Raw genomic sequence first — 25,659 nt, forward strand, 5'->3', positions numbered from 1 at the left:
CGAGCAGAGAGCCTAATGCTTAATCGGAAGCAGCGAAAAGAACGAACTTGGCTCAGGTGTAAGCAAGTCATGACTATGTCTTTAGGAATGAGAAAAGCGCTGTCTTCTGCTTTTGTTATAAAGCCTTTAAATTTCAGCGGCTGGGTCTTCCAACAGGCCCAGTTCCCTTTCTTTGTCTGGAGATATACGAACTAGAGGCACGATAAAATCCAGCAATTTCTCAAGGCAGGTTTCAATCGATTCCTGTGCGGTCAAAAGATGCAGATCACAATGACTAGGGGGTTCATACGGAGAATCAAGCCCGGTCATCTTGGGAATTTCTCCTTTGCTTGCTTTGAGATAAAGAAATTTAGGATCCCTGGATTTACAAATTTCAATTGGTGCATCGACAAAGATCTCTTTGAAAAGGATGCCATCTTTTTCACAGATCGATCGGGCGTTTTTCCTGTCTTCCTCAAAAGGAGAAATTAGTGCGACAATGACAACAAGGCCTGATTTAGCAAGAGTTTTTGCTGTCTCAGCAGCCCGACGAATATTTTCTTTGCGATCTTGTGCATCGAAACCTAAATCCTTGCTAAGCCCCCCTCGGAGCTCGTCTCCGTCGATAACATAAGCAAGAATGCCTCTGTGGAAGAGTATCTGTTCGAGTCGGTTGGAAAGGGTCGTTTTGCCTGAACCCGAGAGACCGGTCATCCAAAAAACACCACTACGATGTCCCAAAAATTTGGCCCTTTGTACGGCACTAATCCGTGATCTTCCCTTGATTTCATGCACAGGTTTGCTTGGCAAAGCCTTGAGGATGATGCCACCACCAGCAATTCTATTTTGGTCAGCGAATACAAACCGGCCTGTCGTCTGGACGTTTTCAAACAAATCACAAGCGATGGGTGCTGAGGTGCGAAAAATCACCTCGGCGGTCTCATTTTTCTTAACTTCCATAGGCACGGGTTGTAGGTCCTCTAAGGTTGTAGCATCTATAACCCGCTGGATTTGTAACACTCTGGCTATGCTTTGTTGAGTGGTAAGTCGGAAAGTGTACGGTGCCCCAATGGCAAGAGGATGATCTCCCAGCCAGAATATTCTCGCAAAAAAATCAGTAGCGACTATGGGAGGGGTGTTTTCATGAGCGATGATTTCACCTCTTTCTACGAAAATTTCTTCTTCTAATTGAATAGCCGTGGATTTGCCAGCTGAGACTACCTGAGGGGAACTCTCGGGAGGCCAATGGTGTATTGCCTTGACTTTGCTCTTTTTACCCGAAGGATAAAAAGCAATTAACTCTCCCTGCTGCAACTTTCCTGATTCGATTCTACCAGCTAAAAGCCTGCGTTCATCAAACCTGAAAACATCCTGGATAGGAAAGCGAAGGGGAGAGTTCTCTGGAGAAGTCGAAATATCTAACCCTAGTAAGGCTTCGAGTAGGGGTTTGCCTTCATACCAAGATAAATGCGTGGAGCGTTCGATTATGTTTTCTCCAGATTTTGCCGAAAGTGGAATGACAAAGTTACAGGGTAATTCTAACTTCTCAAGAAGTTGAATACATTCGTTGTGGAGAATTTTGTATGCTTGAGGGCTGTAATGAACCAAATCGAATTTATTGAGTGCTACCACTATCTGTTTTATTCCAAGTAGAGCAAGGAGCATGGCGTGCCGTTTTGTCTGTTCTCCAATTCCAACAGAAGAATCGATGACGAGCACAGCAGCATCAGCTTTTGTTGCTCCACTAATCATATTTTTTAAAAATTCTAAATGCCCTGGAGCATCAATAATTCTAAATCTTCGTTGTCCATAAAAGAAGTTTACTTCCGTAACATCGATGGTTATGTTTTGGGTTCTTTCTTCTAATAGAGAATCCAAAAGAAAGGCATATTCGAACTCGATTCTATTCTTTTGGCAATAAGCTATGGCTGCTTCTTTTTTTTCTTTAGGAACGCTATCTGTATCCCACAAAATTCTACCAATCAATGTCGATTTGCCATGATCGACATGACCAGCAAAAACAATGTTAAAGGTCTTAGTCCCTAAAGGTAAATGGTTATTCATTGTTTTGTCTCTTAGCTCAATTGAGAATCGAATCGCTTTTTAAGAATTAAAGAAATCCTTTGGCTCGGAGTTTTTGCATCGCATTAGGCTCAGCATGATCTTGGGCTCTACCTGCTCTTTCCGAAGTCTTTGTATGATAAAGTTCTTCTATAATTTCATCAATGGTTGAGGCATGGCTTGGTACAGGATGGGTGATGGGCCAACAGCCTAAGGAACGATACCGTTTTCCATTTTTTGAAAAATAGAGGGAGGGAATAGGGATGTTTTCCCGTTTAATATAAAGCCAAATATCGAGTTCGGTCCAATCAAGGAGGGGCTGTATTCTGACATGGCCATTATTAGGAAGAGTAGCTAAAAACAGATTCCAAAATTCTGGGGGTTGGTTTTTGTATTCCCATTCCATAGATTGGTTTCTAGGGGAAAAGTATCGTTCTTTAGCCCGAACGCCATCTTCATCTCTTCGTATGCCCGTAATGAGACCATCCCACTTGTATTCTTCCAAAGCCTGCTTGAGAGCCACCGTTTTCAGCTCGTGGGTGACTGTGACAGGATCATGCGTCTTATAGCTAATGCCTCGCTCAATGGCTTCTTGGTTAATTTTAACAATCAATTCAAAGCCGTAATATTCTTTTGCCCAAGAACGAAACTCGAGCATTTGAGGAAATTCGTAAGTCGTATCAATATGGATGATAGGGAAAGGGATATGTCCACAAAAGGCTTTTTTGGCAAGCCAAAGGAGCACGTTTGAGTCCTTCCCCATTGACCAGAGCATTGCTAGATTTTTAAAAGCATATCGAGCTTCTCGAAAAATAAAAATACTTTGCGATTCTAAGTTGTCTAAATTCTGCATATTCTATAGAGTGAATATAGTTTTATTTGAATCTTTTATTTTTACAACTATTTTTTTTCAACAACCGAAATGAAAGCAATGAAAAAAGAATTGTTCGATTCACTACAAGACTATAACCGGCTTTTGGAAAAAAAAGATGCCTTGGAGCGTATCAGTTGGGCGCTCGATTTTTTCAAAAGAAAAGTGATATTAAGCTCGAGTTTTGGAGCTCAATCGGTTGTGACACTGAAGCTTGTTCTTTCTGTCTGGCCAGAAATTCCTGTTGTAGTGATTGATACAGGCTATCTTTTCCCAGAAACTTACCGCTACATTGATAGACTAGTGGAAGAATTGAAAATCAATCTAAAAGTGTATAGGCCAGCTCTTTCTCCTGCTTGGTTTGAAGCACGCTACGGAAAACTCTGGGAGCAAGGCAAAGAGGGCATAGAAAAGTATAATCAGATTATGAAAGTTGAGCCCATGATCCGTTCTTTAGAAGAACTTGATGCCCATTGTTGGATTTCTGGTTTGCGCAGGGAACAATCTTCGACTAGAAAAAACATCCCTATTTTAACCTGGCATTGGGATCGAGCAAAGCTGCATCCCATAGCCGATTGGACAACGGAGAAAATCAACGAGTTTATCTATAAGCACAAACTGCCGATGCATCCACTGGCTTTCGAGGGGTATGTTTCCATAGGGGATATTCATACAACAAGCAAACTTGAAGAAGGGATGCTTCCAGAGCAAACCAGGTTCTTTGGCATAAAAAGAGAATGCGGCCTGCATGAAGCAAAGGAAACTTACTAAGGGCGCTAGCTAATTGGTGAGGAGGTTAACTGCTTTTTTCGATTGTGCTAGGGGAAGGAAAAGCCCTTGGAGTATCGACAAATCCTATTAATTCCTCTTTTGAAGGAGTTCTTTTGTTGTTTATTGCAAAATCTCTAATCTGATCCAATATTCTCCGGGCCTGTTCTTCTGATAAAAAGATTCCTAGTTTTTCGTAGGTCCAAAGAACGGATTTTCTTCCTGAATGTTTCCCAAGAATAAACCGATGCTTTCGGCCTATAATAGACGGATGGAAAGGTTCATAATTTCTTGGGTTTTTGAGAATTCCATCGACATGAATGCCTGATTCATGCAGAAAAATGTCTTTCCCTAGGATACTTTTCCAACGAGGAATTTTCCTTCCACTGAACCGAGCAATTAAGAAACACAAGGAAAAAAGTGCCTTCAGATCTATGCCGCAATCTACCTTTTCACGAATAGAAAGGAAAAAGGCAACTTCTTCAAGCGATCCATTCCCTGCTCTTTCTCCAAGACCACAAGTGGTAAGACTGAGGGAATCGACACCAGCATGCCAGGCAGCTATTGAATTGGCTGTTGCCATGCCAAAATCATCATGTCCATGGAATTCCAAAAGCATGGGCGTGATTTTTTTTAACTTGGAAATGATTTTGTATGTTTGAATAGGATCGAGAATACCAACAGTATCAGCATAGCGAAATCGGAAGGCACCGCTTTGTTGAGAAACTTCCACGGCCTCCATTAAAAATTGTTCATCTGCTCGGGAGGCGTCTTCTCCTCCCATGGCAACTTCAAGGCCCATGTCCTTGGCTTTTGATACATATTTTTTTATTTTTTCTAGTACAGAAGACCGGGTCATCTTGAGTTTTGTTGAAATCTGAATGTCAGAAAGGGGTATGGAGAGATTGACAGTAGAGGCCCCAGATTGCTTGACTGCTTTTAAATCTTCCTCCGTCATTCTTCCCCAGGCGGTGATACGGGCAGAAAGTCCAAGGGAAAGAATTTTATCGAAGGCTTCCATTTCTACTTTTCCGATTGATGGGGTGCCTGCTTCAATTTCTCTGAGCCCACATTGCGCTAACCGTTTAGCAATCAGATCCTTTTGATTGGGACTGAATGCAACTCCTGGAGTTTGCTCTCCGTCTCGTAAGGTTGTGTCAGCTAACAAAATCTTTTGGCTTGTCCCCACGGACAGTTAGAAGCAGAAAGTATGCCATTAGAATTCTCCAGTTTGAGCATGGAGCCATCCAATAATGTAAAGAATTCGACAAAATATTTTTCTTTTGTCTTTTTTTTAACAGCCAAACCGATGTGTGTCGAACAAGGGATAGGAGAGACGACTCTCTAGTCTTCTCCCAAGGATAGGAAGAATAGAGCCTAGAAGTTTTGCTTGTAGACTAGGGAACTATAAGGAGGGAGCAAAGGCTGCTTTTATAACGGTTCTACATGTTGGCATAGATGCTGCTCGTAGTAGGAAAACGGCGGTTGCCTGCCAAAAAAAAACAAAAAGAAAAAAGGAGGTACTAGTGAGTGGATTAAGGCAGATTGCTTTTTATGGTAAGGGAGGTATCGGTAAATCTACGACTTCTCAGAATACACTAGCGGCGTTAGCCGAGATGGGGCAGCGGATCCTGATTGTCGGATGCGATCCTAAAGCAGACTCTACGAGATTGATTCTACATTCCAAAGCTCAGGATACCATTCTCCATTTGGCGGCTCAAGCCGGAAGTGTGGAAGATTTGGAAATAGAAGATGTGATGAAAATTGGTTACCGGAACATACGATGCGTCGAATCTGGCGGTCCTGAGCCCGGAGTGGGATGTGCAGGTCGGGGAGTCATCACCTCGATTAATTTCTTAGAAGAAAATGGAGCTTATGAGGATATCGATTATGTGTCGTATGATGTTCTTGGGGATGTCGTCTGTGGGGGATTTGCCATGCCTATTAGAGAAAACAAAGCTCAGGAAATTTATATCGTCATGTCTGGAGAAATGATGGCGATGTATGCGGCGAACAATATCTGCAAAGGAATATTGAAATACGCCAATTCAGGTGGGGTAAGACTGGGTGGACTGATTTGTAACGAAAGGAAGACCGATAGGGAATATGACTTGGCTGACGCATTAGCGAAAAGACTGGGCTCAAAGCTGATCCACTTTGTTCCTAGAGATAATGTCGTCCAGCATGCGGAGTTACGAAGAATGACTGTAATCGAATATGCTCCTGACAGTAAGCAAGCAGACGAATATCGGGCTTTAGCCAAGAAAATCCATGAAAACGCAGGGAAAGGAGTCATCCCCAAACCGGTGACGATGGATGAACTGGAGGATCTGCTAATGGAGTTTGGGATTATGAAAAAAGAAGACGAAAGCTTGATTGGAAAAGCCAAAGTGGAAGAGGAAGCTGCCGTTTGTGTTTGATTGCGACTATGGAAAGTCGAACCCCTCCTCTATAGAAGTGAGGGGTTCGATGGACCATAAATAGCGCAGCTCATTGGAGAGCAGCTAAAAACAGAACAAAAGGAGTAGGTCTATGAGTTTGACAATAGAAAACGCACAACCAGTAAATGTAAAGGAAAGGAACAAAGCACTGATCAAAGAGGTGCTTCAAGTCTATCCAGAGAAGGCAGCAAAAAAAAGAGAAAAGCACTTAAATCTTTATGAAGCTGGGAAGTCTGATTGTGGCGTAAAATCCAATATTAAATCGCTTCCTGGGGTAATGACCATTAGAGGATGTGCTTATGCTGGATCCAAAGGGGTGGTCTGGGGACCCATAAAAGATATGATCCATATTAGCCATGGACCTGTGGGGTGTGGGCAATATTCATGGGCTTCACGACGGAATTATTATATAGGCACAACAGGGGTAGATACCTTTGTGACCATGCAGTTTACGACGGATTTCCAGGAAAGAGACATTGTCTTTGGAGGAGATAAAAAGTTAGCGAAGGCTCTGGAAGAGCTGCAGGAACTCTTTCCTTTGAACAAAGGCATTACCATTCAGTCGGAGTGTCCTATAGGACTGATTGGAGATGATATTGAGGCTGTGGCCAAAGCTAAGAGTAAAGATTTCGGTGGCAAGACCATTGTACCCGTACGGTGTGAAGGTTTTAGAGGGGTTTCGCAGTCTTTAGGTCACCATATAGCCAATGATAGCATCAGGGATTGGGTGCTAGAAAAAATGGCCGGCAAAAAAGAAGAGTTTGTTTCTACTCCTTATGATGTTGCTATTATCGGTGATTACAATATTGGTGGGGATTCTTGGGCATCACGCATCCTCCTTGAAGAAATGGGCTTACGCGTTGTGGCTCAATGGTCAGGAGATGGGAGCTTAAAAGAGCTTGAGAGAACCCCTAAAGTCAAACTCAATATCTTACACTGTTATCGTTCGATGAATTACATCAGCCGGTACATGGAAGAGAAATTTGGGATTCCATGGGTAGAATACAACTTCTTTGGGCCAACAAAAATTGCTGAATCGCTGCGGAAGATTGCTAGCTTTTTTGACGATAAAATTAAAGAAGGTGCCGAAAAGGTCATTGCTAAGTACCAACCAATGGTCGATGCGGTCATTGCCAAGTATAGGCCTAGGTTAGAAGGCAAAAAAGTAATGCTCTTTGTGGGGGGCTTAAGACCCAGGCATGTCATTGGAGCTTACGAAGATTTGGGAATGGAAGTCATTGGCACTGGCTATGAGTTTGGCCATAACGATGATTACCAGCGGACGACGCATTATGTGAAGGATGGTACCCTTATTTATGATGATGTGACAGGGTTCGAATTCGAAAAGTTTGTTGAAGCCCTTCAGCCCGATCTAGTGGGTTCGGGAATCAAAGAAAAATATGTTTTCCAAAAGATGGGCTTTCCTTTTCGCCAGATGCATTCGTGGGATTATTCTGGGCCTTATCATGGGTATGATGGCTTTGCGATATTTGCTAGGGACATGGACATGGCGATCAATAGCCCGGTGTGGAAAATGACGGCTGCGCCTTGGAAAACAAAGCAATGAAGCATCCGATTCAGTCTAAAGCTTAACAATAAAGGAGAGGATTATGGAAACGACAGAAAAGGCAAAAAGCCAAAATGCCGACAATGTGCTCGATCATTTTAATCTGTTTAGACAACCCCAGTACTTACAGATGTTTGAGAAGAAAAAATGTGAGTTTGAAAATCCAGCACCTGCTGAAGAGGTTGAAAAAATCAGGGAATGGACAAAAACCTGGGAGTACAGAGAAAAAAATTTTGCTCGAGAAGCCATATCCATAAATCCTTCCAAAGCCTGCCAACCCCTGGGAGCTATCTTTGCGGCAGTGGGATTTGAAGGAACCCTGCCCTTTGTCCATGGCTCCCAGGGCTGTGTGGCTTATTTTAGGAGCCATTTTAGCCGGCATTTTAAAGAACCCTCCAGCTGTGTCTCCTCTTCTATGACTGAAGATGCGGCAGTCTTTGGTGGGCTTAATAACATGATTGATGGGCTGGCTAATTCTTTTTCTTTATACAAACCAAAAATGATCGCTGTCTCCACTACTTGTATGGCTGAGGTGATTGGCGATGATCTCAATGCTTTTATAAAAAATGCAAGGGATAAAGGCAGTATTCCCCAAGACTTTGACGTTCCTTTCGCCCATACCCCATCCTTTGTTGGAAGCCATATTACAGGCTACGACAATATGATGAAAGGGATACTGAGCTATTTTTGGGATGGTAAAGCGGGAACTGTGCCACCACTAGAAAGAAAGCCTGTGGATCGAATCAATATTATTGGAGGCTTTGACCCTTATACTGTAGGCAATATGAGGGAATTAAAAAGAATACTTAGTTTGATGGGGGTTAACTATTTGATTCTCTCCGATAATAGCGATGTTTGGGATACCCCAACCGATGGGACATTCCGAATGTATGATGGTGGAACGAAACTTGCTGAGATTTCTGATGCTATTCATTCAAAAGCTACGGTTTCCATCCAAGGATTTTGCACAGAAAAAACTATCTCTTATATAAATGAGAAGGGCCAACAAACTGTTGTCTTCCATTGTCCAATAGGAGTGCGGGCGACCGATGCATTCCTTATGGAAATCAGTAAGTTGACCGGGAAGTCTATCCCTGAAGAACTTGAAAAAGAACGGGGTAGGCTTGTCGATGCCATAGCAGATTCCAATGCCCATATTCATGGGAAGCGCTTTGCTCTGTTTGGAGATCCGGATATGACCCTTGGTCTTACTGGTTTTCTTTTGGAACTGGGAGCCGAACCGATTCATGTCTTATGTACCAATGGGGGCAAAGAATGGGAAGAGAAAGCGAAAGCCCTTCTTGAGGCTTCTCCTTTTGGCAAAAATTGCAATGTTTATGCTGGCAAAGACCTGTGGCATATGCGATCGCTGCTCTTTACAGAGCCTGTGGATTTTTTAATCGGTAACACGTATGCTAAATATCTCGAAAGGGATACGGGCACTCCCTTGATTCGTATTGGATTTCCTATTTTTGATAGGCATCATCATCATCGCTATCCGATATGGGGCTATCAGGGTGGATTGAATGTTCTAGTATGGATTTTGGATAAGATCTTTGATGAGATGGATAAAAACACAATCGTTCCTGCAAAATCAGATTATAGCTATGACATAATACGATAAGGATTTCGAAGAAAAGAAAAGGCTGCCAAGGAGGCAAGTACCATGACGACGCTATCGGCAAAAATCCAGGAGGTGTTTCAAGAGCCAGCCTGCCAGAAAAACCGCTCAAAATCTGATAAAGAACGGAAAAAAGGCTGCACCAAGATCTTACAGCCTGGTGCTGCAGCAGGAGGCTGTGCGTTTGATGGAGCCAAAATCGCCTTGCAGCCTATAACGGATGTTGTTCATCTTGTGCATGGTCCAATAGCCTGTGAAGGAAACTCTTGGGATAATCGAGGTTCCAAGTCCTCCGGCTCCAAGCTTTATCGTTTGGGTTTTACGACAGATATAAACGAAATGGATGTAATTTATGGCGGAGAAAAGAGGCTTTTCAAAGCCATAAAGGAAGTGGTGGAAAAGTACAGACCTCCGGCCGTTTTCGTTTATAACACCTGTATTCCTGCCTTGATTGGCGATGATTTAGAAGCCGTATGCAAGGCAGCCAAAGAGAAATTTGGGATCCCTGTTGTTCCGATTCAATCCCCTGGCTTTGCGGGTAGTAAAAACCTTGGGAACAAGTTAGCTGGTGAAGCGTTGTTGGACTACGTAATTGGCACAGAAGAGCCAGAAGTGACCACGCCTTATGATATCAATATCATTGGCGAATATAATTTAGCGGGGGAATTGTGGCAGGTAAAACCGCTTTTCGATCAACTTGGTATAAGGATTGCTGCCTGTATATCAGGGGATAGCCGTTACAAAGAAATAGCCAGTTGTCATAGGGCCAGAGCAGCAATGCTTGTCTGCTCCAAGGCGATGATCAATATCGCTAGAAAAATGGAAGAACGCTATGGGATTCCTTTTTTTGAAGGGTCTTTTTATGGAATCTCCGATATGAGTGAGGCTTTAAGAAACATCGCTACCCTTCTAGTCCAAAGGGGAGCAGAGGAAGAACTGCTGGCAAAGACGGAAATTCTGATCAGACACGAGGAACAGAAAGCGTGGAGAAAGTTGGAAACATACAAAAAAAGGTTATCTGGCAAAAGGGTTTTATTGATCACTGGAGGAGTGAAATCTTGGTCTGTTGTTTCGGCTTTGCAAGAGGTGGGGATGGTGGTGGTAGGGACTAGTGTTAAAAAGTCAACGGAGGAAGATAAACAAAGGATTAAAAAAATCATGGGAGAAGAAGCCCACATGATCGAAGAGATGACGCCTAAGGAGATGTATAAGATGCTTAAGGATGCCCAGGCGGACATTTTGCTTTCCGGAGGCCGCTCTCAGTTTGTTGCATTAAAGGCAAAGGTTCCTTGGCTAGATATTAATCAGGAAAGACATCATGCCTATGCTGGATATGAAGGCATGGTCAATTTGGTAGATCAGATTGATAGGACTTTAAATAATCCTCTGTGGGAGAAGTTAAGAACTCCTGCTCCGTGGGACTAACCGATAAAAATTAAGATGGCGACGATTATTCATAGTAAAAAAGCCTGTTCGGTGAGCCCATTGAAGATGAGTCAGCCTATTGGTGGGGCGCTTGCCTTTATGGGAATTAATAGATCGATGCCTGTGCTCCATGGATCCCAAGGTTGTACCGCCTTTGGTCTCGTACTTTTTGTTCGACATTTTCGTGAGATGATTCCGTTGCAAACAACGGCAATGAATGAAGTCACAACAATCATGGGAGGATTAGAGAATATAGAACAAGCAATTGTGAACATTTACAAACGAGCAAAACCTGCTTTGATAGGCATCTGCTCGACTGGACTGACCGAAACCAAAGGGGATGATGTGGAAAGTTATCTTAAGATAGTTCGCCAGAGGCATCCAGAGGTTGAAGACTGTCAGCTAGTTTATGTCTCTACTCCTGACTTCGTTGGAGCTTTTCAAGATGGTTGGGGAAAAGCCGTTTCGAAAATGATCGAAGTATTAGTGGAAGCATCTTCTGAAACTGTTAAAGGCCAAATCAATATATTACCCGGCAGTCATCTGTCAGCTGCAGATATCGAAGAAATTAAGGAAATGGTAGAAGACTTTGGGCTCAGAGCTATCATTTTGCCCGATATTTCAGGATCGCTTGATGGGCATGTTCCAGAGGATTTTACCCCTACAACGATTGGAGGGACACCATTAGAAAAGCTTAAAGAAATGGGTAAATCGGAGGTTACCATTGCCATCGGTGAACAGATGCGCGCTGCTGCGATGGCTCTTGAAATCAAAACAGGAGTTCCTTTTTTTATTTTCGAAAGACTCACTGGATTAGCTTCGGTCGATCTTTTTATAGAGAGGCTTTCAATCATTGCTCAAAAACCTGTTCCCAATAAATACCGTCGCCAAAGATCCCAGCTTGTCGATGCCATGCTCGATTGCCAATTTTATTTTGGAGGACTTTCAATTGCCCTCGGTGCTGAGCCTGACCTGTTGTGGGCTATTGGGAATTTCCTTGTCGAAATGGGAGCAAAAATTACCGTGGCAATTACCACCACAGAATCCGTCCTTCTTCCCAATATGCCCTGTGATACAGTCACCATAGGCGATCTGGAAGACTTAGAAACCATGGCGAAAGGTACAGATCTCATTCTTACCCATTCCCACGGTCGGGGTGCCTCCCGAAGACTGGGAATTCCCCTCTACCGAATAGGTCTTCCCATGTTCGATAGAGTGGGAGCAGCTCACCGCTTGAGCGTTGGATACCGAGGAAGTCGCAACATCCTTTTTGAAATAACTAACTTGCTTATCGAACAGGAAGAAAAAAAAGAAGAAGAGAAAGAACGAACCCATTTTTATACCTCCCTTTCTGGATGAATTATGAAAGTTGCATTTGCTACACAGGATTTGAATCGAGTAGATGCTCATTTTGGGTGGGCAAAAAATATCGCTATCTATGAAGTCTCCCAGGATGGGTATCAACACCTACAAACGGTTAGCTTTGATGGAGAACTAAAAGAGGATGGGAATGAGGACAAATTAGAACCCAAGTTGGAAGCCATAAAAGATTGTTCCATCCTCTATGTCGCAGCCATTGGTGGATCAGGGGCTGCTAGGGTAGTAGCTAAAGGGATCCATCCTATAAAGTCTAACAACTGCGAACCAATTAAAGATATTCTTGTCAAACTCCAGCAGATTCTAAATGGGACACCACCCCCTTGGCTCAGAAAAGCTATGAACAAGGGAAGAGAGAAAATTGTGAATTTCGAGGAGGAATAGTGTGATGAAACTTAAGGAAGAAAAAATAGACGCAGAGCTTATCAAAGAATTTCTCACAGAACTTGTCAATCAATTACGTGCTCAGGATACGTATGGAAATTGGGAGGGAAAAAAAAATGAGGAACTTCTGAAGGATTATATTATTGATGCTCAGAAAAGAAAGGAAATTCCCATTATTGGGGATCCCGATCCTGACATTCTATGGCGGATAGAACTATTTTTCAATGCCGTCGCCTTAACAATTGAAAAAAAGACGGGTGTTCTTGTGGTGCCGATGATGAGCATGCATCATGAAGGCTTTGGAAGGGTGGTTCTTTTTGGAGGAAGGCTGGTTGTTATCAATAAAACATTGCGTGATGTACACCGATTCGGTTATCCCTCTTTAGAAAAACTGGGAGAAACAGGAGCAAAATACGCTACCCTTGGTATTGAAATGATTTCACGTTTTCCAGAGGCTGCAAGATTCGAAGGATAATATTGCCTTTTTCCCAGTATAAAGCTTTGGAGTAATGAATAGGTATTGCCATTGCGATGCCGATCTAGTCATAAACAGGCATGGCAAACCTATATTCGCCGAAGAAGTTTGACGCGCTAATCGGTCGGAGCCTAAGCTGGCAGTTGCAAAAGGCAGCAGCAAAGGGAGTCGCCCACCAAACGGACTTGAGCAAACCGGTGACTGAACGGCTGGGGGATCGAAGCAAGCGGACTAAACTCCAAGAGGAAGAATTCCCTTACCTCTGATGGAGCTTGGGGGAACGGGAGTGATTTCCAGGCGCATGGCAGAAGGCTAAGCTAGCCCCAAGCGGATTGCAGGCAAGAATGTGGGAGCTAGCCCTCAAAGACGGCTAGGAAGCGATCGAAAAGTGGGTGTTAGCCTCCTTTTCGATGATCAACCCAAAGATCCAGCGCCGTCTGAGATGGGCAGAAGAATCAAAGCGGGTTGCTTTCTTGATATTCCACTCTGTGCAGCGGCTTGTTTCTGTATTACGAAAAAGAGAGCCGTTAGCTTCTAAATTTCACATGACGAAAGCAAGGCAAGCTACCATCCCTTTTTAGCTTGTGAAAGGACTTGCAGAAGGGCAATCGTAAAGCAGCGAAGAGTAAAACTGCGTCAGTCGATTGGATGGGAGGAATGGAGGTACCAGACTTTTAAAGAGAAGGGGAGATAGTTTTAACACATAGAACAGGTTTTGATCGTTTCGACCATTCTCTATATAAATAAAATGGAGAAAAAAATTTTATCTTAATTCAAGGATACCTTTATTAACAAATTAACAAGAGAACACTGTATCATCCTATGCTCACAAAAAAGTAACGATAACAAAATTCTTATAGCCTTTTGCTTGAATTCTTGGGATCTGATGTCAAAGTCTTTTTAAATCCTTTTTTATGACACCTTCTTTTACATATCACAGACAGGGTGTTTCCCATCCCTGGCATGACGTTTCTCCTGGAATAAATGGGCTGCCTTCTCAATTCAATGCAGTGATTGAAGTCTCAAAAGGTAGTTCCAATAAATATGAATTGGATAAAGAAACTGGGCTTTTACGCTTAGACAGGGTACTTTATTCAGCCGTTTATTATCCGGCCAACTATGGATTTATTCCTCAAACACTGGCAGAAGATAAAGACCCCTTAGATGTTTTGGTTCTTGGGGATGAGCCTGTCTTACCCATGACGTTAGTGCATGCGCGGACAATAGGGCTAATGGTAATGGAAGACCAGGGACAACTGGATCATAAAATAGTTTGTGTGCTCACAAGCGATCCGGAATACAGTCATTTGAACGATATTCATGAGCTTCCCATCCATAAGTTGAGGGTTATCCGACGCTTCTTTGAGGATTACAAGGCATTGGAACATAAAAAGGTGGTAGTAGAAGACTTTCTCCCATCTAAGGAAGCCTTCCCAATTATTGAGGAGTCTTTGCAACGGTATAGAAATTGGAAGATAGAAACTGGAAAATGAAATTAATACTAGCTTAGCCATTTCTAGTAAAAATTTTTTTCTGATCCGATCCAAAAGTTTGTTCAAAAGAGTGTTTCATCCGCTTTCTTTTGACCCTAAAGTTTAGTTTAGGGTTTATATTGTTGCATGAGTCAGAAAACAATCAATAGACCTTTGACCATTGGGAAGGTGGCAAATATGGCTGGGGTTGGAGTGGAAACCATTCGATTTTATGAACGGAAAGGTTTACTACCGAAGCCGGCACGTTCTCTTACGGGTTACCGTCTTTACGATCAAAATGCTTTAAAAACGATAAGCTTTATTAAACGAGCTAAGGAACTAGGTTTATCTTTAAATGAAATCAAAGAACTTCTTTTTTTACCTAAAGAAGGGAGCTGTCAAAGAGTTTTGCAGAAAGTGATGTTGAAAATAGAAGATCTTGAAAAAAGAATAAAAGATCTAAGAAGAATAAAAGAGAGCCTTGAGACTTTAGCAAATAGTTGTCAAAAGAACCGAAACGAAGAGCCTTGTCCAATTCTTTCGGCTTTGGAAGATCATGAAACATAAAGACCCCTAATGAACTGTAAGGTAACCTGTTCCTAAAAACATACTCAATCCGGCGAAAGCATCTCTCCAAGGCTGTTTTTAGGAACTGCAATAAAAACATAGGCAAGCAAAAGGATCAGCTCCTTGCTAACTGGCACAACAGGAAAGATGTCCGACATCTTTTTTAAATGAGAGAGCAGCCAGTTTTATTGCCTCACTCATTGTTAGATAGGGATGGAAGGCATCCACTATGTCTTGTATGGTTAATCCATGTCGGATAGCAAGAACGGCCTCCTGAATAAAATCTCCAGCTGCTGCAGCAAGCACGTGGGCCCCGACAAGTTTTCCTGTGTTTGTTTCGCTGACAAGCTTAATTAATCCCCTAGTATCCAAAGAAATAATAGCCTTTGGAACCTCTTTGACCGGAAAAATCGAAGTAATGACATTCAACCCTTCTTTTTTTGCCTGAGCCTCGGTTAAGCCTACACTTGCGATCTGTGGATCGGTGAAAGTCACTCTTGGTAGAGATGAAAAATCAATGGATCGTTTCGCTCCATTAATAGCATTTTCTGCAGCGATTCCTCCTGTGAAAGCGGATACATAAACAAACTGCGGTAATCCTGCACAATCTCCAGCGGCATAAATGTCTGGATTGGTGGTACGTAGAAATGAATCAACAAGAATTTCTCCACGACTTCCCTTTTTGACTCCAACTTCTTCGAGTCCTAACTCTGCTGTGTTGGGACTACGACCTGTTGTCACTAGAATTTTCTCCACCCGCAATCCGATTTCTTTTTCCCCGTTTTGAATAGAAATAAAACAGCCATTTTCTCCCGTTTTTTCAACATAGCGAACCTGACTGTTTGTAAAAAGTTCAATCCTTTCTTCTTTCAAATATAGGCTAAGTTGCTCTCTTATTTCAGGTTCTTCGCTCATAGCAATGGAGGGTAGGGCCTCGATGATGTGTACCCTAACACCAAAGCGGGCAAACATCTGTCCAAGTTCTAGTCCTATAGCTCCTCCGCCAATTACGGCCAGAGAAGAGGGCAGAGTTTTTACACTTAAGGCCGTGGTGCTATCAAGAAAACCTGTTTCTTTTAACCCAGGAATCGGAGGAATAGATGGAGAGGAACCAGTGGCTAACAGGATTTTTCTTGAAGTATAGGTTTTATTATTAACGATCAGTTGGATGCCAGCCCTCAACCTTGCCTTTCCCTCGATAAGAGAAATATTTGGGTAGACATCCAGAAGATGGATGTATTTTTGCATACGCAACAGGCTGACCAATTTCTCTTTTTGATCGATCAATTCTGCCCAGTCTAAGGGCATATTACACGATCCTAAACCTGCGAACCGAGGGTTCCTTGCCATTGTGTAAACTTCGGCGGCTCGAATAAGGAATTTAGACGGAACGCAGCCCACATTGACACAGGTGCCTCCAATGACCCCAGATTCAACGATCCCAACCTTCGCTCCTAGTTCACTTGCTTTTATCGCAGCAGCGAAGGCAGCAGAACCGCCTCCTACAATCAAAAGGTCATAATCTTTGCTCCTCTCTTCGCTGTCCATTCCTATTGGCATCCGTTCGATGACAGTACCCTGATAGCCTAATGCTTCGATGGTTTGTAGGACTTCCTGCTCGTTCCATTGCTGGGTAGTAACAAGGCTAGCTCTTTTGGAACGCCAATCAGTAATCAGAACTCTTTCAATCCCTTGGAGTTTTTGAAGGGCTCTTTTAAGATGCGTTGCACAATCTTCGCATTTCATCCCTTCAATCTGGAGAAGAACATTGGATTTCACTGTAATAAGCCTCCTTCTGCATATTGCTCTTTTGTAGACAATCTAAGGGTTGGACTATAGTCCAGAGTCAACGGAATTTGTAATGTGGAAATTAAAACAAATTTATAATGCCAAATCCTACAATTTAGCCGACTGAGTGTGTGTTTTATCACAACATTCCTACCAGCTTTTGTACCAATTCTTACACGAGGCTTCTTCTATGAGAACTGAACCAATGATTCTTTAGAATCGATGAAATGGGTTGGCAAGCAACATCAATGAAGGAAAAGACAAAGAAAGGTTGGCTCAATCAAGGAGAAGAATTGGCACAGCTTTTGCTCGAATGCTTTAAAAAAACAATAAAGGAGGTACTCGATGACTGCTGCTTTGACACAAACTCCGAAAGCAAAGAATTTTCAGCGTTTGAAATCCTTGGGACTTTCCGTTACTTCCACTATTCAGCATCAAGGATGCGGTTCGAAGGGAGGCAGCGGAAAATCGAGTTGTGGTTCTGGAGCGGGGGCAGGAGATCTTCCAGAGGAAATTTGGGAAAAAGTAAAAAATCATCCCTGTTATAGCGAAGAAGCGCACCATTATTATGCGCGAATGCATGTGGCTGTGGCACCGGCATGTAATATTCAGTGCAATTATTGTAACAGAAAGTATGACTGTGCGAATGAAAGCCGACCAGGGGTGGTAAGCGAAAGGCTTACCCCAGAAGAAGCAGCTAAGAAGGTTTTGGCTGTTGCCTCTCTCATTCCTCAGATGACTGTTCTTGGGATAGCGGGTCCAGGAGATCCTTTAGCTAATCCGGATAAGACATTTAAAACTTTTGAGCTTGTAGCAAAGAAAGCTCCAGACATAAAGCTTTGTCTCTCAACCAATGGTCTAGCATTACCAGAGTATGTGAAACGAATCAAGGATTTCAATGTGGATCATGTAACCATTACGATCAATATGATAGATCCAGAGGTGGGGGAGAAAATTTATCCCTGGGTGTTTTATAAACATAAAAGGTATAAAGGGAAAGAGGCAGCGAAGATTCTTTCGGAAAGGCAGTTAGAAGGATTAGAGATGCTTACGGCTGAAAAGATCCTTTGCAAGATCAATTCCGTGATGATCCCAGGGATTAACGATGAACACCTAATAGAGGTTAATAAAGCTGTGAAATCTCGTGGAGCTTTTCTCCATAATATCATGCCCCTTATTTCGGCCCCTGAGCATGGAACATACTTTGGGTTGACAGGACAGAGAGGGCCAACAGCACAGGAATTGAAAGCTCTGCAGGACAAATGTGAAGGGCAGATGAACATGATGAGGCATTGCAGGCAATGCCGCGCCGATGCGGTGGGATTGCTTGGGGAAGATAGGAGTAGTGAATTTACCAAAGAGAAGATCGCCTCTATTGAGGTGAATTACGATATGGAAACGAGAAATGCCTACAAAATGCAAGTGGAGCAGGAGAGGCAAAAGAGAGTGGCGGAAAGAGAAAAGGAATTAAAAGAAATAGCTAAAGAAAATAGTGAACTTAAGATTTTGGTTGCTGTAGCCACAAAAGGTGGGGGCAAAATCAACGAACATTTTGGGCATGCTAAAGAATTTCAAATTTATGAGCTTAGTACGAAAGGCTCGAAATTCATCGGTCATCGGAGAGTCGACCTCTATTGCCAGGGTGGGTATGGAGAAGAGGATGCGCTTGAAACCGTTATTCGGGCGATAAGGGATTGTGTTGCTGTGTTTGTGGCAAAAATAGGATCTTGTCCGAAAGAAGCTTTGGAGAAAGCTGGCATAGAGACCGTTGACAGGTTTGCTTATGAATATATCGAAAAGGCCGCTCTGAGTTATTTCAAAGAATATCTTAGCAAGGTCAATGCTGGATTGATTCATCCAACCAAAAAAGAAGATGCTCTGATTCGACAGGGGGCATTAGTGACTTTGAATTAAAACTGATGAACAAAAAGGAGAAAAAAGTATGGCATATAAGATCGTTGCATCCCAATGTACAGGATGTTCTGCTTGTGAACCGGAGTGCCCAAATGGCGCTATCTATGAAAAAGAAGGCATTTTTGCCATAGATCCAGAAAAATGCACAGAATGTATAGGTTTTTTTGATGAACCGCAATGCGTATCTGTCTGTCCAGTAGACAATACCTGTGTGATTGATAAAAGTCGCCCACGATACAAAGCCAAAAAATAACCATGAAAATATCAATTACACCCAAGGCAAAACAATTTATTAGCCGGATGATCCGGATGTGTGGAGGAACAAAAAGCGCGGGCATGCGATTGATTGTTGGAGAAGGAGGCTGCTCAGGATTTACTACGGATTTTAGCGTTGTCGAGGAGCCGCAGCAATCGGATACCATATGGGAGGATGGCGTTAGGCTGTTTATTCCAAAAGAATGTCTTCCTTACTTTGAAGAAGCCATTGTCCATTTTATTGAGACTCCCACCGAGACTAGACTGATTGTGCTATCAGGAAGAAAAAATAATAATAGCTGTGGCTGTTCCTCTCTGCCTCCAGATCATTCCAATGGATAAGATCCCGTATGGTTGAGTTTTATCTGAATGAAAGACATCAAAGGAAAGAGGCACAGGCCAAAAGCAAGGAAATCGTATGCGAAGCTGCTGCTCAACTGATATGGATGCTTATGGTATTCCAGAAGATTATTGGGGAGAGCTGGTGGAGGAGGCTGCTAGGGAGCTTAAAGAGGCTGCAAGAGCATATCCCAACAAAGAAAAAGTACTTTTTCATTTGTATAAGGCCTTTGAGAAGGCTGGAAAGCATATTACCGTTCTGATCGGCTTCTACCGTTTTTACTTTTATCAGAGTGATATGTTGCAGTCTATATATTGGGGGAGATTGTGTATGGAGGAAACTGCAAAAAAATTGAGGATAAATGAAAACTGGATGGAATTGACTGAAGAGCAGATTGAAATGCTCAAAAGCGCTGACAATCCTCTAGTCGATCTCTACTTAAGAGCTTTTCATGCTGTGGCCTATCTGCTTGGGCGAGTGGGCAACATAGAGGAAAGCTTAAAAATGCTCCAACTATTAACCAGGATTGATGTAAAAAGTCAAATAGGTGCTAGTAGGCTAGCGTCTATCCTCAAAGGAGAGGACAATCAGTGAAAGATCTTTCGAAAGAATGTTTAGATTGGGAAGGGAAGCCGGTTGACTGCACCCAATGCCCTCATAAGGAATTAAAATCTAAGGGCAAATGTAAGAAGGGGGAAGCATGTATTCAGGATAGGTATGCGAAAAGAATTGAACGCTTCTTCGAAAGAAATCCCACCCTGGCTACTAGTTATTTAATGCATCCCTATTTTGAAATTCGGGCAATTGCTCTGAGGCATGTCGATGGTCATCATCAAATCCGGATGTCGATGGATCCCGACGATACTGTCAGAATGAGCGCTGCCTACTATGTGCCCAAAAAGTTTCTCCTCCGATTGCGTTTTGATAAGAGCCGGGATGTGCGGATTAGGGCGGCTGGATTATTGGAGGGGATGGATCTTGTCCCGATGCTGATTGATCCTGATTATTATGTCAGGCAGATAGTTGCTAGAAAAATTCCGGTCGAATGGTTGATTTTTATGGTTTCAGATCCTGAAGCTGCCGTACGGATTGAGGTTGCCAAGAGAATAGGGGAAGAGGGATTGAACATCCTTGCCAATGATTTGAACGAAGAAGTCAGGCTAACCGTTGTCTCTAGACTAGACTCGAATGAATTGATACGGTTTATCAATGATCCTAGCTGGAAAGTAAGATTTGAAGTGGTGCGGAGAATTCATCCTGGTTCTTTACAAATCTTTTGTCAAGACCAGGATTCCTTTGTGAGAGAATTTGCTAAGCTTCGAATGGAAGAGCTCTATGGACAAACACAAAATAATCAGTTGAAAAAAGGATGGGGAAAAAAGAAAGACGATGAAGGAGAAGGACATCAATGAGCTTGATGGCCCGCCTGTATTTGAGTTTGGCCAAAAGGTTAGAAGTAGAAAAAATATTCGCAATGATGGAACATTTCCTGGAAAAGAGATAGGAGAAATTTTGGTTAAAAAAGGGGAAATTGGTTATGTCAGCAGTATCGGGACATTTCTTCAAAAATACTATATCTATGGGGTTGATTTTATTGAAAGAGGCTATCTGGTTGGAATGAAAGCCGAAGAATTAGAAAGAGTCGATGAAGACGGTAACAAAGAGGGATAGGGTCTATTTAGATTACAATGCCACTACCCCGCTTGTAGAGGAAGTATATGAGGCGATGCTTCCCTGGCTAAGAGAAAAATTCGGTAATCCTTCAAGCAGTCATCGAGAAGGCAAGGAAGCCAAAGAGGCTCTGTTTGATTGCCGAAAGAAAATTGCACAGTTTCTTGGAACAAGGACTGAAGAAATCATTTTTACAAGCGGGTGTACAGAAAGCATTGGATTGGCCTTAAGAGGTGCTTTGTTGGCAGCAGCGCACAAAAATAAAATTGTAATTTCCGCTGTTGAACATCCGGCCGTTTTCAGTCTTATGAAGCTCTTAGAAAAAGAAGGTGTCCAGTTTACTATCCTGCCTGTTGAAAGAGATGGCTCGCTTAATCTTGAACAACTGGAAAAATCGCTGGATAGCTCTGTTGGGATTCTTAGCCTGCTGTGGGCTAATAATGAAACAGGGGTTCTTTTTCCTATTGAACAGATCAGCCGGATAGCCAAAGCCAAAGGGATACTTTTTCATGTGGATGGTGCTCAGGTCGTGGGTAAAATAAAGATCCATCTAGCAGAGCTTGGAGTAGATTTGTTTTCATTTTCTGCCCATAAATGCTATGGGCCGAAGGGCATTGGGGGGCTTTATGTAAGAAAGGGAGTTTCTCTTGCTCCTTTGATTCCTGGACATCAGGAAAGAAATAGGAGAGGAGGAACGGAAAATGTTGCTGGTATTGTGGGGATGGCGAAAGCCTGTGAACTTGCAGAATCAAAGATAATGCGGGAGAGTGGTCGGATCCAAAAATTACGTGACTGGATGGAACAAAAAATTGAACAGGAATTGCCTGGGATTGTTATTGTGGCAAAAAATAAAAGTCGAATTTGGAATACATCTAACATCATTTTTTCTGGAACCGACTCAGAAGAGCTATTGAATTATCTTGACCAGAAAGGGATTGCTGTTTCTACAGGCTCAGCTTGTATGAGCGGCAGCCAAGAACCTTCGCATGTGCTTTTAGCTATGGGATTTGATCGAAAAGAAGCCTCTTCGGCTTTAAGAATTTCTCTGGGTTTTGAAACGACCCAAGAAGAAATCGAAATTTTTCTTCAAGCCCTTTTCTCTTTTTTTAGAGTAGAAGCTTTCTGTAACGCAGTGAAGTGAAAAAAGAGCAGCCTTTAATGTTCCCTATAAATGGCATAATAAATGCTCATTATTTGGAAGAAGTTTATGACGATGGATACATGTCTACAAAATCAACCTTTAAAAAAGAAAGACTGTGATATTCCTTACAATCTTCTGGGACTTTTGAAGAAGAGCGTTGGTTATGTCCTGTGGAAATTTGGTTCTGCAAATAGTGATCCATTCATTCCTGGTCTAGGTTTGTCAAAAGAAGAACTATCAAAAATGGCAGTTTTTTTTGAAATGAGTCTGATTTGTTCTAGGGATGGCAATTTAGGGACTTATCTAGAGCTCTACGAAGAACACAAAATGCTTGTTCAATTGTTTCTTCGTTACCGCAATTATTTTGGGGAGCTATCCCTGTGGATAGCCCATCTCCTTGCAACGGCCTCTCTGGGAGATAATCATCTTTGGCAGGATCTTGGCTTAGAGAGTAGAAAGGAGCTTGGGACAATCTTAGAAGCTTTTTTCCTACCTCTTTACAGCTCCAATAGGGAAGATATGCGCTGGAAGAAATTTTTTTATAGGAAATTATGCGAAGAAGAGGGAATCTTCGTATGTAAGGCTCCAAATTGTAAAGATTGTACGGATAGACCGCTTTGTTATGGTCCAGAATGAGAAACAACGCAATACTATAGAAAGGAAGTGACTTATGAGTACTGGTTATGTGTTTGAGGATAAGATAGTAGAAATAGAATGGCTTGCGCAAAATTTAAATTCTCTTGCTCCGGATATCCGGATTATTGAAAGCAACGAAGACGTGTTGCTTTATGATACGGGACATATTCCGGGTGCCGTACATATCGATTGGCGCAAGGATTTGCAAGACCCAATCATTCGTGATTACATTTCTGCGGAAAAGTTTGCTGAACTTTGTTCCCGTAATGGCATAACTCCTAATACGACCTGTATATTTTATGGGGACAAATCTAACTGGTGGGCTTGTTATGCGCTGTGGGCCTTTGAATTGTTTGGTCATAAAAACTCGAAAATCCTTAATGGGGGCCGAGACAAATGGATTAAACTTGGTCTTCCGCTAACGAAAGAAAAACCTTCTTTTGAAAAGACTCATTATCCAGTCCCCTCCAAAAGAATGGATGAAGAAATTCGGATCTTTTATAACGGCGTACTCGATTATTTAAAGACAAAGGGTCCGCTGATTGATGTACGCAGCCCAGGGGAATACTCTGGAGAGCTTCTTCATATGCCTGAATATCCACAAGAAGGGGTGCTACGTGGAGGTCACATTCCAGGGGCCAAAAGTGTGCCTTGGAAAACGGCTGTAAAAGAAGACGGCACATTTAAATCTATTGCTGAGCTGCGTGACATTTATGAAAAACAGGCTGGCTTAGATCCTGAAAAAGAAACAGTCGTGTATTGTCGCATAGGCGAACGTTCTAGCCATACCTGGTTTGTATTGAAGTATTTATTGGGTCATAAAAATGTAAAAAATTATGACGGTTCCTGGACGGAATGGGGGAACAAGGTGGGAGCTCCAATAGAGCGCTGAGTCTCTTTACGAGTGAACGCCGGGAAAGCCCACACTTTTAAGAGTGGGATGAGAGGTGGCTTCATTAAGTTGCAAATGTCTAATGGTTGTGGTATAACATCAGGCCGTAGGGCTGGACCGGTCCGAACTAACGCCTCTGGAGAAGGAGACCGCTGCACGGATACTGGGGAGTAACCCTGCTATTCGTGTAGGTTTCCTTCGGTGAAAGAGGAAGCCCACTCTTTTAAAGGTGGGAGGAGGTCACATACAATGAGTTTTGATGCTAGAACTGCCCCAAGGCGCTGATTTGCCTGTTAGTGAGGAAGGAAGGCATCTTTTGGCAGTATAATGGTCATGTCAATTGTAGCAGGTACCTTTATCTTCCTTTATCTGCAAGCAAACGAACCTTTCTCTATTTAGAATTTTTTGATTGCTATTCCGTATTTTTTCAGAGCATAACCGAGCTGTCTAGGGGTAATGTTTAGTAGACGTGCGGCTTTAGCTTGTACCCAACCACATTTTTCCATTGCTTGAATGATTTTTTCCTTAGGATCGTCAGATACCAATGGACTGTAAAAAGAAGGTCTATGGGTTTCTTCTTTGTGAAAAGTCTCTTCGGTGGAAGAGATGATGGGGGTGGAGACTACATGTAAATCTTTTTTCCATAAAATGGGAGAGGAACATTGGTTTCTACGGCAGGCAACGTCCACTTCTTCAATCCAGTTATTCTTTGAATTGGTTGCGGCTCTTTCCAGACAATTTTCTAATTCCCTTACATTCCCGGGCCAATGACAATTGATTAAAAGATTAAGGGCTTCCGGAGTAATTTTTAATTTTCTATTCAAATCCTTCCCGATTTTATTCAAAATATGCTCGGCCAACAGGGGAATATCTTCTTTTCGCTCTCGTAAAGGCGGCAGAAAGATAGAAACCACATTTATCCGAAAATAAAGATCGGCTCGAAACTCTCCTTTAAGCACAGCATCTTCAAGATTTTTGTTCGTGGCCGTAATGACTCTAACATCCACTCGAATCGTTTTGTTCCCTCCCACTCTTTCAAATTCTCTTTCTTGAAGGACCCGTAGCAGTTTCACTTGAACAGCCGGTGATATATCCCCTATTTCGTCCAGGAATAAGGTGCCGCCATGGGCCAGTTCGAACCGACCTTTTCTTTCGAAAAGGGCGCCAGTAAAAGCTCCTTTTTCATGACCGAAAAGTTCTGATTCAAGCAGGGTTTCTGGCAGAGCAGAACAGTTTACTTTAATAAAAGGCCCCTCTTTTCTAGGACTGAGATAATGAATTGTTCTGGCAATCACCTCTTTTCCTGTGCCGCTTTCTCCACGGAGCAAAACAGTAGAACGAGAGGGAGCCACATGATAGACAAGATCTAGTACGGCTTGCATCTGCTTGCTCTGCCCTATGACTCCGTTGGCAGTTCTTGTCTTAAATGAGTCATGTTTTAAACGATAGGAACTAGCTTCTGACCTCTCTTGAGTCTCTTGAGACAAGGAGCCGTCCATGCAGAGTTTTATTTTTTGCCCAAAAAGATTAGCAGCTAAACTAAGAATTTGAGTAGTTTCTGAAAGGGAATCAAGCGCTGATTCCCTTTTTCTTTCACAAACCAGAACGCCTAAACATTCTCTTTCGGATCGGATTGGGATGCAAAAAAGAGAAAGAGGGTTTTCTGAGCACTCATTGGGCTTGATTTCCTCGTTGGAGTAAAGCTCTGCATAGAGATCTGGAATGACGACAGGAAACCCATTTTTAAAGATCTGTTCAATAAAGGATTGGTAAAATGAAATATGCTCCTGGGGATCAAATATTCCATAAGAGGCTAAAATCTTAGGAGTTTGAGCTTCTTTAATGAATATTACCGTTCTAAGTAATTTTAGATTTAAACTTAAAATTTTTAAAGATTCTCTTAATAACTTTTCTAATTGAGAATGCGAAGAAGCCAGTATTTTACTGATTTCATAGATGGCAACCAATTCACCATTTTTTTTCATGATTCTTGGATCCGATTGGAGAGCTTTCT

General features: G+C 42.5%; 24 protein-coding genes. 19 read left to right on the forward strand and 5 right to left on the reverse strand.

From position 1 onward, the window contains the following. Positions 1–126: 126 nt before the first annotated feature. Positions 127–2,043, reverse strand: a complete 1,917-nt coding sequence (cysC, locus tag QOL44_RS02325; protein ID WP_009060152.1) for an adenylyl-sulfate kinase — start codon at positions 2,041–2,043, stop codon at positions 127–129. 46 nt (positions 2,044–2,089) lie between these two features. After that, positions 2,090–2,893, reverse strand: a complete 804-nt coding sequence (gene cysD / locus QOL44_RS02330; protein WP_009060150.1) for a sulfate adenylyltransferase subunit CysD — start codon at positions 2,891–2,893, stop codon at positions 2,090–2,092. A gap of 69 nt (positions 2,894–2,962) precedes the next feature. Between cysD and QOL44_RS02335 the strand changes: the two genes are divergently transcribed. Beyond that, the gene (locus QOL44_RS02335; RefSeq protein ID WP_009060148.1) at positions 2,963–3,682 is read left to right on the forward strand and encodes a phosphoadenylyl-sulfate reductase; all 720 of its coding nucleotides are present in this window, start codon (positions 2,963–2,965) and stop codon (positions 3,680–3,682) included. A gap of 25 nt (positions 3,683–3,707) precedes the next feature. Here QOL44_RS02335 and QOL44_RS02340 read toward each other — a convergent pair whose 3' ends face one another. Further along, positions 3,708–4,868: a homocitrate synthase/isopropylmalate synthase family protein gene (locus QOL44_RS02340; protein WP_009060147.1), complete on the reverse strand. Its 1,161-nt coding sequence runs from the start codon at positions 4,866–4,868 to the stop codon at positions 3,708–3,710. A 337-nt stretch (positions 4,869–5,205) separates the two neighbouring features. On the opposite strand from QOL44_RS02340, the gene nifH reads away from it, so the two are divergent. The 9 genes from nifH (at position 5,206) to QOL44_RS02385 (ending at position 15,008) form a co-directional block, all read left to right on the forward strand. After that, positions 5,206–6,099, forward strand: coding sequence for a nitrogenase iron protein (gene nifH, locus QOL44_RS02345; RefSeq protein WP_009060145.1), 894 nt, complete (start codon positions 5,206–5,208; stop codon positions 6,097–6,099). A gap of 112 nt (positions 6,100–6,211) precedes the next feature. After that, complete coding sequence (gene nifD / locus QOL44_RS02350; RefSeq protein ID WP_009060143.1) at positions 6,212–7,687, forward strand: nitrogenase molybdenum-iron protein alpha chain; 1,476 nt, start codon at positions 6,212–6,214, stop codon at positions 7,685–7,687. Positions 7,688–7,730: 43 nt separating this feature from the next. Further along, positions 7,731–9,311: a nitrogenase molybdenum-iron protein subunit beta gene (nifK, locus tag QOL44_RS02355; RefSeq protein ID WP_009060142.1), complete on the forward strand. Its 1,581-nt coding sequence runs from the start codon at positions 7,731–7,733 to the stop codon at positions 9,309–9,311. Positions 9,312–9,353: 42 nt separating this feature from the next. Continuing rightward, complete coding sequence (gene nifE, locus QOL44_RS02360; RefSeq protein WP_009060140.1) at positions 9,354–10,733, forward strand: nitrogenase iron-molybdenum cofactor biosynthesis protein NifE; 1,380 nt, start codon at positions 9,354–9,356, stop codon at positions 10,731–10,733. Positions 10,734–10,748: 15 nt separating this feature from the next. After that, the gene (gene nifN, locus QOL44_RS02365) at positions 10,749–12,092 is read left to right on the forward strand and encodes a nitrogenase iron-molybdenum cofactor biosynthesis protein NifN (RefSeq protein ID WP_009060138.1); all 1,344 of its coding nucleotides are present in this window, start codon (positions 10,749–10,751) and stop codon (positions 12,090–12,092) included. A 3-nt stretch (positions 12,093–12,095) separates the two neighbouring features. Then, on the forward strand, positions 12,096–12,494 hold the full coding sequence (gene nifX / locus QOL44_RS02370) for a nitrogen fixation protein NifX (RefSeq protein WP_009060136.1): 399 nt from the start codon (positions 12,096–12,098) through the stop codon (positions 12,492–12,494). A gap of 4 nt (positions 12,495–12,498) precedes the next feature. Further along, positions 12,499–12,969 (forward strand): NifX-associated nitrogen fixation protein, encoded by a 471-nt coding sequence (locus QOL44_RS02375; RefSeq protein WP_009060134.1) that lies wholly within the window; start codon positions 12,499–12,501, stop codon positions 12,967–12,969. 914 nt (positions 12,970–13,883) lie between these two features. Continuing rightward, positions 13,884–14,462 carry an inorganic diphosphatase gene (locus tag QOL44_RS02380; protein WP_009060129.1) on the forward strand — a complete coding sequence of 193 codons (579 nt, stop codon included), beginning with the start codon at positions 13,884–13,886 and terminating at the stop codon, positions 14,460–14,462. A 126-nt stretch (positions 14,463–14,588) separates the two neighbouring features. Further along, positions 14,589–15,008, forward strand: a complete 420-nt coding sequence (locus QOL44_RS02385) for a MerR family transcriptional regulator (protein WP_009060127.1) — start codon at positions 14,589–14,591, stop codon at positions 15,006–15,008. A gap of 126 nt (positions 15,009–15,134) precedes the next feature. Here the strand turns inward: QOL44_RS02385 and merA are convergent, their stop codons facing one another. Next, positions 15,135–16,787, reverse strand: coding sequence for a mercury(II) reductase (gene merA / locus QOL44_RS02390; protein WP_009060125.1), 1,653 nt, complete (start codon positions 16,785–16,787; stop codon positions 15,135–15,137). A gap of 354 nt (positions 16,788–17,141) precedes the next feature. Between merA and nifB the strand changes: the two genes are divergently transcribed. The 9 genes from nifB (at position 17,142) to QOL44_RS02435 (ending at position 23,645) form a co-directional block, all read left to right on the forward strand. Beyond that, positions 17,142–18,710 (forward strand): nitrogenase cofactor biosynthesis protein NifB, encoded by a 1,569-nt coding sequence (gene nifB / locus QOL44_RS02395; protein ID WP_009060124.1) that lies wholly within the window; start codon positions 17,142–17,144, stop codon positions 18,708–18,710. A 28-nt stretch (positions 18,711–18,738) separates the two neighbouring features. Further along, a complete protein-coding gene (locus tag QOL44_RS02400) occupies positions 18,739–18,963 on the forward strand; it encodes a YfhL family 4Fe-4S dicluster ferredoxin (protein ID WP_009060123.1) in 225 nt (74 codons plus the stop codon). 2 nt (positions 18,964–18,965) lie between these two features. After that, the gene (locus tag QOL44_RS02405) at positions 18,966–19,307 is read left to right on the forward strand and encodes a HesB/IscA family protein (RefSeq protein WP_009060122.1); all 342 of its coding nucleotides are present in this window, start codon (positions 18,966–18,968) and stop codon (positions 19,305–19,307) included. A 100-nt stretch (positions 19,308–19,407) separates the two neighbouring features. Continuing rightward, on the forward strand, positions 19,408–19,899 hold the full coding sequence (locus QOL44_RS02410; protein ID WP_153300109.1) for a hypothetical protein: 492 nt from the start codon (positions 19,408–19,410) through the stop codon (positions 19,897–19,899). Then, positions 19,896–20,717 (forward strand): 4Fe4S-binding leucine-rich repeat protein, encoded by an 822-nt coding sequence (locus tag QOL44_RS02415; RefSeq protein ID WP_009060120.1) that lies wholly within the window; start codon positions 19,896–19,898, stop codon positions 20,715–20,717. Before QOL44_RS02410 ends, QOL44_RS02415 begins: the two co-directional genes overlap by 4 nt. Continuing rightward, complete coding sequence (locus QOL44_RS02420) at positions 20,695–20,976, forward strand: nitrogen fixation protein NifZ (protein ID WP_009060119.1); 282 nt, start codon at positions 20,695–20,697, stop codon at positions 20,974–20,976. The genes QOL44_RS02415 and QOL44_RS02420 overlap by 23 nt, the downstream gene beginning before the upstream one ends. After that, complete coding sequence (locus tag QOL44_RS02425) at positions 20,951–22,117, forward strand: cysteine desulfurase family protein (protein WP_009060118.1); 1,167 nt, start codon at positions 20,951–20,953, stop codon at positions 22,115–22,117. Before QOL44_RS02420 ends, QOL44_RS02425 begins: the two co-directional genes overlap by 26 nt. Positions 22,118–22,189: 72 nt before the next feature. Beyond that, complete coding sequence (locus QOL44_RS02430) at positions 22,190–22,753, forward strand: nitrogen fixation protein NifQ (protein ID WP_228343238.1); 564 nt, start codon at positions 22,190–22,192, stop codon at positions 22,751–22,753. Positions 22,754–22,787: 34 nt separating this feature from the next. Then, a complete protein-coding gene (locus QOL44_RS02435) occupies positions 22,788–23,645 on the forward strand; it encodes a sulfurtransferase (RefSeq protein WP_009060116.1) in 858 nt (285 codons plus the stop codon). Between the two features lie 395 nt (positions 23,646–24,040). Here the strand turns inward: QOL44_RS02435 and nifA are convergent, their stop codons facing one another. After that, positions 24,041–25,630 (reverse strand): nif-specific transcriptional activator NifA, encoded by a 1,590-nt coding sequence (gene nifA, locus QOL44_RS02440; RefSeq protein ID WP_009060115.1) that lies wholly within the window; start codon positions 25,628–25,630, stop codon positions 24,041–24,043. Between the last annotated feature and the right edge of the window lie 29 nt (positions 25,631–25,659).

Origin of the sequence: Candidatus Methylacidiphilum fumarolicum (assembly GCF_949774925.1) — a bacterium.
GTDB classification, from domain to species: Bacteria; Verrucomicrobiota; Verrucomicrobiia; order Methylacidiphilales; family Methylacidiphilaceae; genus Methylacidiphilum; species Methylacidiphilum fumarolicum.

Bases quoted from the DNA above. Each gene is read 5' to 3' on its own strand.
- cysC (WP_009060152.1), bottom strand. From the start codon at position 2,043: ATGAATAACCATTTACCTTTAGGGACTAAGACCTTTAACATTGTTTTT.
- cysD (WP_009060150.1), bottom strand. From the start codon at position 2,893: ATGCAGAATTTAGACAACTTAGAATCGCAAAGTATTTTTATTTTTCGA.
- QOL44_RS02335 (WP_009060148.1), top strand. From the start codon at position 2,963: ATGAAAGCAATGAAAAAAGAATTGTTCGATTCACTACAAGACTATAAC.
- nifD (WP_009060143.1), top strand. From the start codon at position 6,212: ATGAGTTTGACAATAGAAAACGCACAACCAGTAAATGTAAAGGAAAGG.
- nifK (WP_009060142.1), top strand. From the start codon at position 7,731: ATGGAAACGACAGAAAAGGCAAAAAGCCAAAATGCCGACAATGTGCTC.
- nifE (WP_009060140.1), top strand. From the start codon at position 9,354: ATGACGACGCTATCGGCAAAAATCCAGGAGGTGTTTCAAGAGCCAGCC.
- nifN (WP_009060138.1), top strand. From the start codon at position 10,749: ATGGCGACGATTATTCATAGTAAAAAAGCCTGTTCGGTGAGCCCATTG.
- nifX (WP_009060136.1), top strand. From the start codon at position 12,096: ATGAAAGTTGCATTTGCTACACAGGATTTGAATCGAGTAGATGCTCAT.
- QOL44_RS02375 (WP_009060134.1), top strand. From the start codon at position 12,499: ATGAAACTTAAGGAAGAAAAAATAGACGCAGAGCTTATCAAAGAATTT.
- QOL44_RS02380 (WP_009060129.1), top strand. From the start codon at position 13,884: ATGACACCTTCTTTTACATATCACAGACAGGGTGTTTCCCATCCCTGG.
- QOL44_RS02385 (WP_009060127.1), top strand. From the start codon at position 14,589: ATGAGTCAGAAAACAATCAATAGACCTTTGACCATTGGGAAGGTGGCA.
- nifB (WP_009060124.1), top strand. From the start codon at position 17,142: ATGACTGCTGCTTTGACACAAACTCCGAAAGCAAAGAATTTTCAGCGT.
- QOL44_RS02400 (WP_009060123.1), top strand. From the start codon at position 18,739: ATGGCATATAAGATCGTTGCATCCCAATGTACAGGATGTTCTGCTTGT.
- QOL44_RS02405 (WP_009060122.1), top strand. From the start codon at position 18,966: ATGAAAATATCAATTACACCCAAGGCAAAACAATTTATTAGCCGGATG.
- QOL44_RS02410 (WP_153300109.1), top strand. From the start codon at position 19,408: ATGGATGCTTATGGTATTCCAGAAGATTATTGGGGAGAGCTGGTGGAG.
- QOL44_RS02420 (WP_009060119.1), top strand. From the start codon at position 20,695: ATGAAGGAGAAGGACATCAATGAGCTTGATGGCCCGCCTGTATTTGAG.
- QOL44_RS02425 (WP_009060118.1), top strand. From the start codon at position 20,951: ATGAAGACGGTAACAAAGAGGGATAGGGTCTATTTAGATTACAATGCC.
- QOL44_RS02430 (WP_228343238.1), top strand. From the start codon at position 22,190: ATGGATACATGTCTACAAAATCAACCTTTAAAAAAGAAAGACTGTGAT.
- QOL44_RS02435 (WP_009060116.1), top strand. From the start codon at position 22,788: ATGAGTACTGGTTATGTGTTTGAGGATAAGATAGTAGAAATAGAATGG.
- nifA (WP_009060115.1), bottom strand. From the start codon at position 25,630: ATGAAAAAAAATGGTGAATTGGTTGCCATCTATGAAATCAGTAAAATA.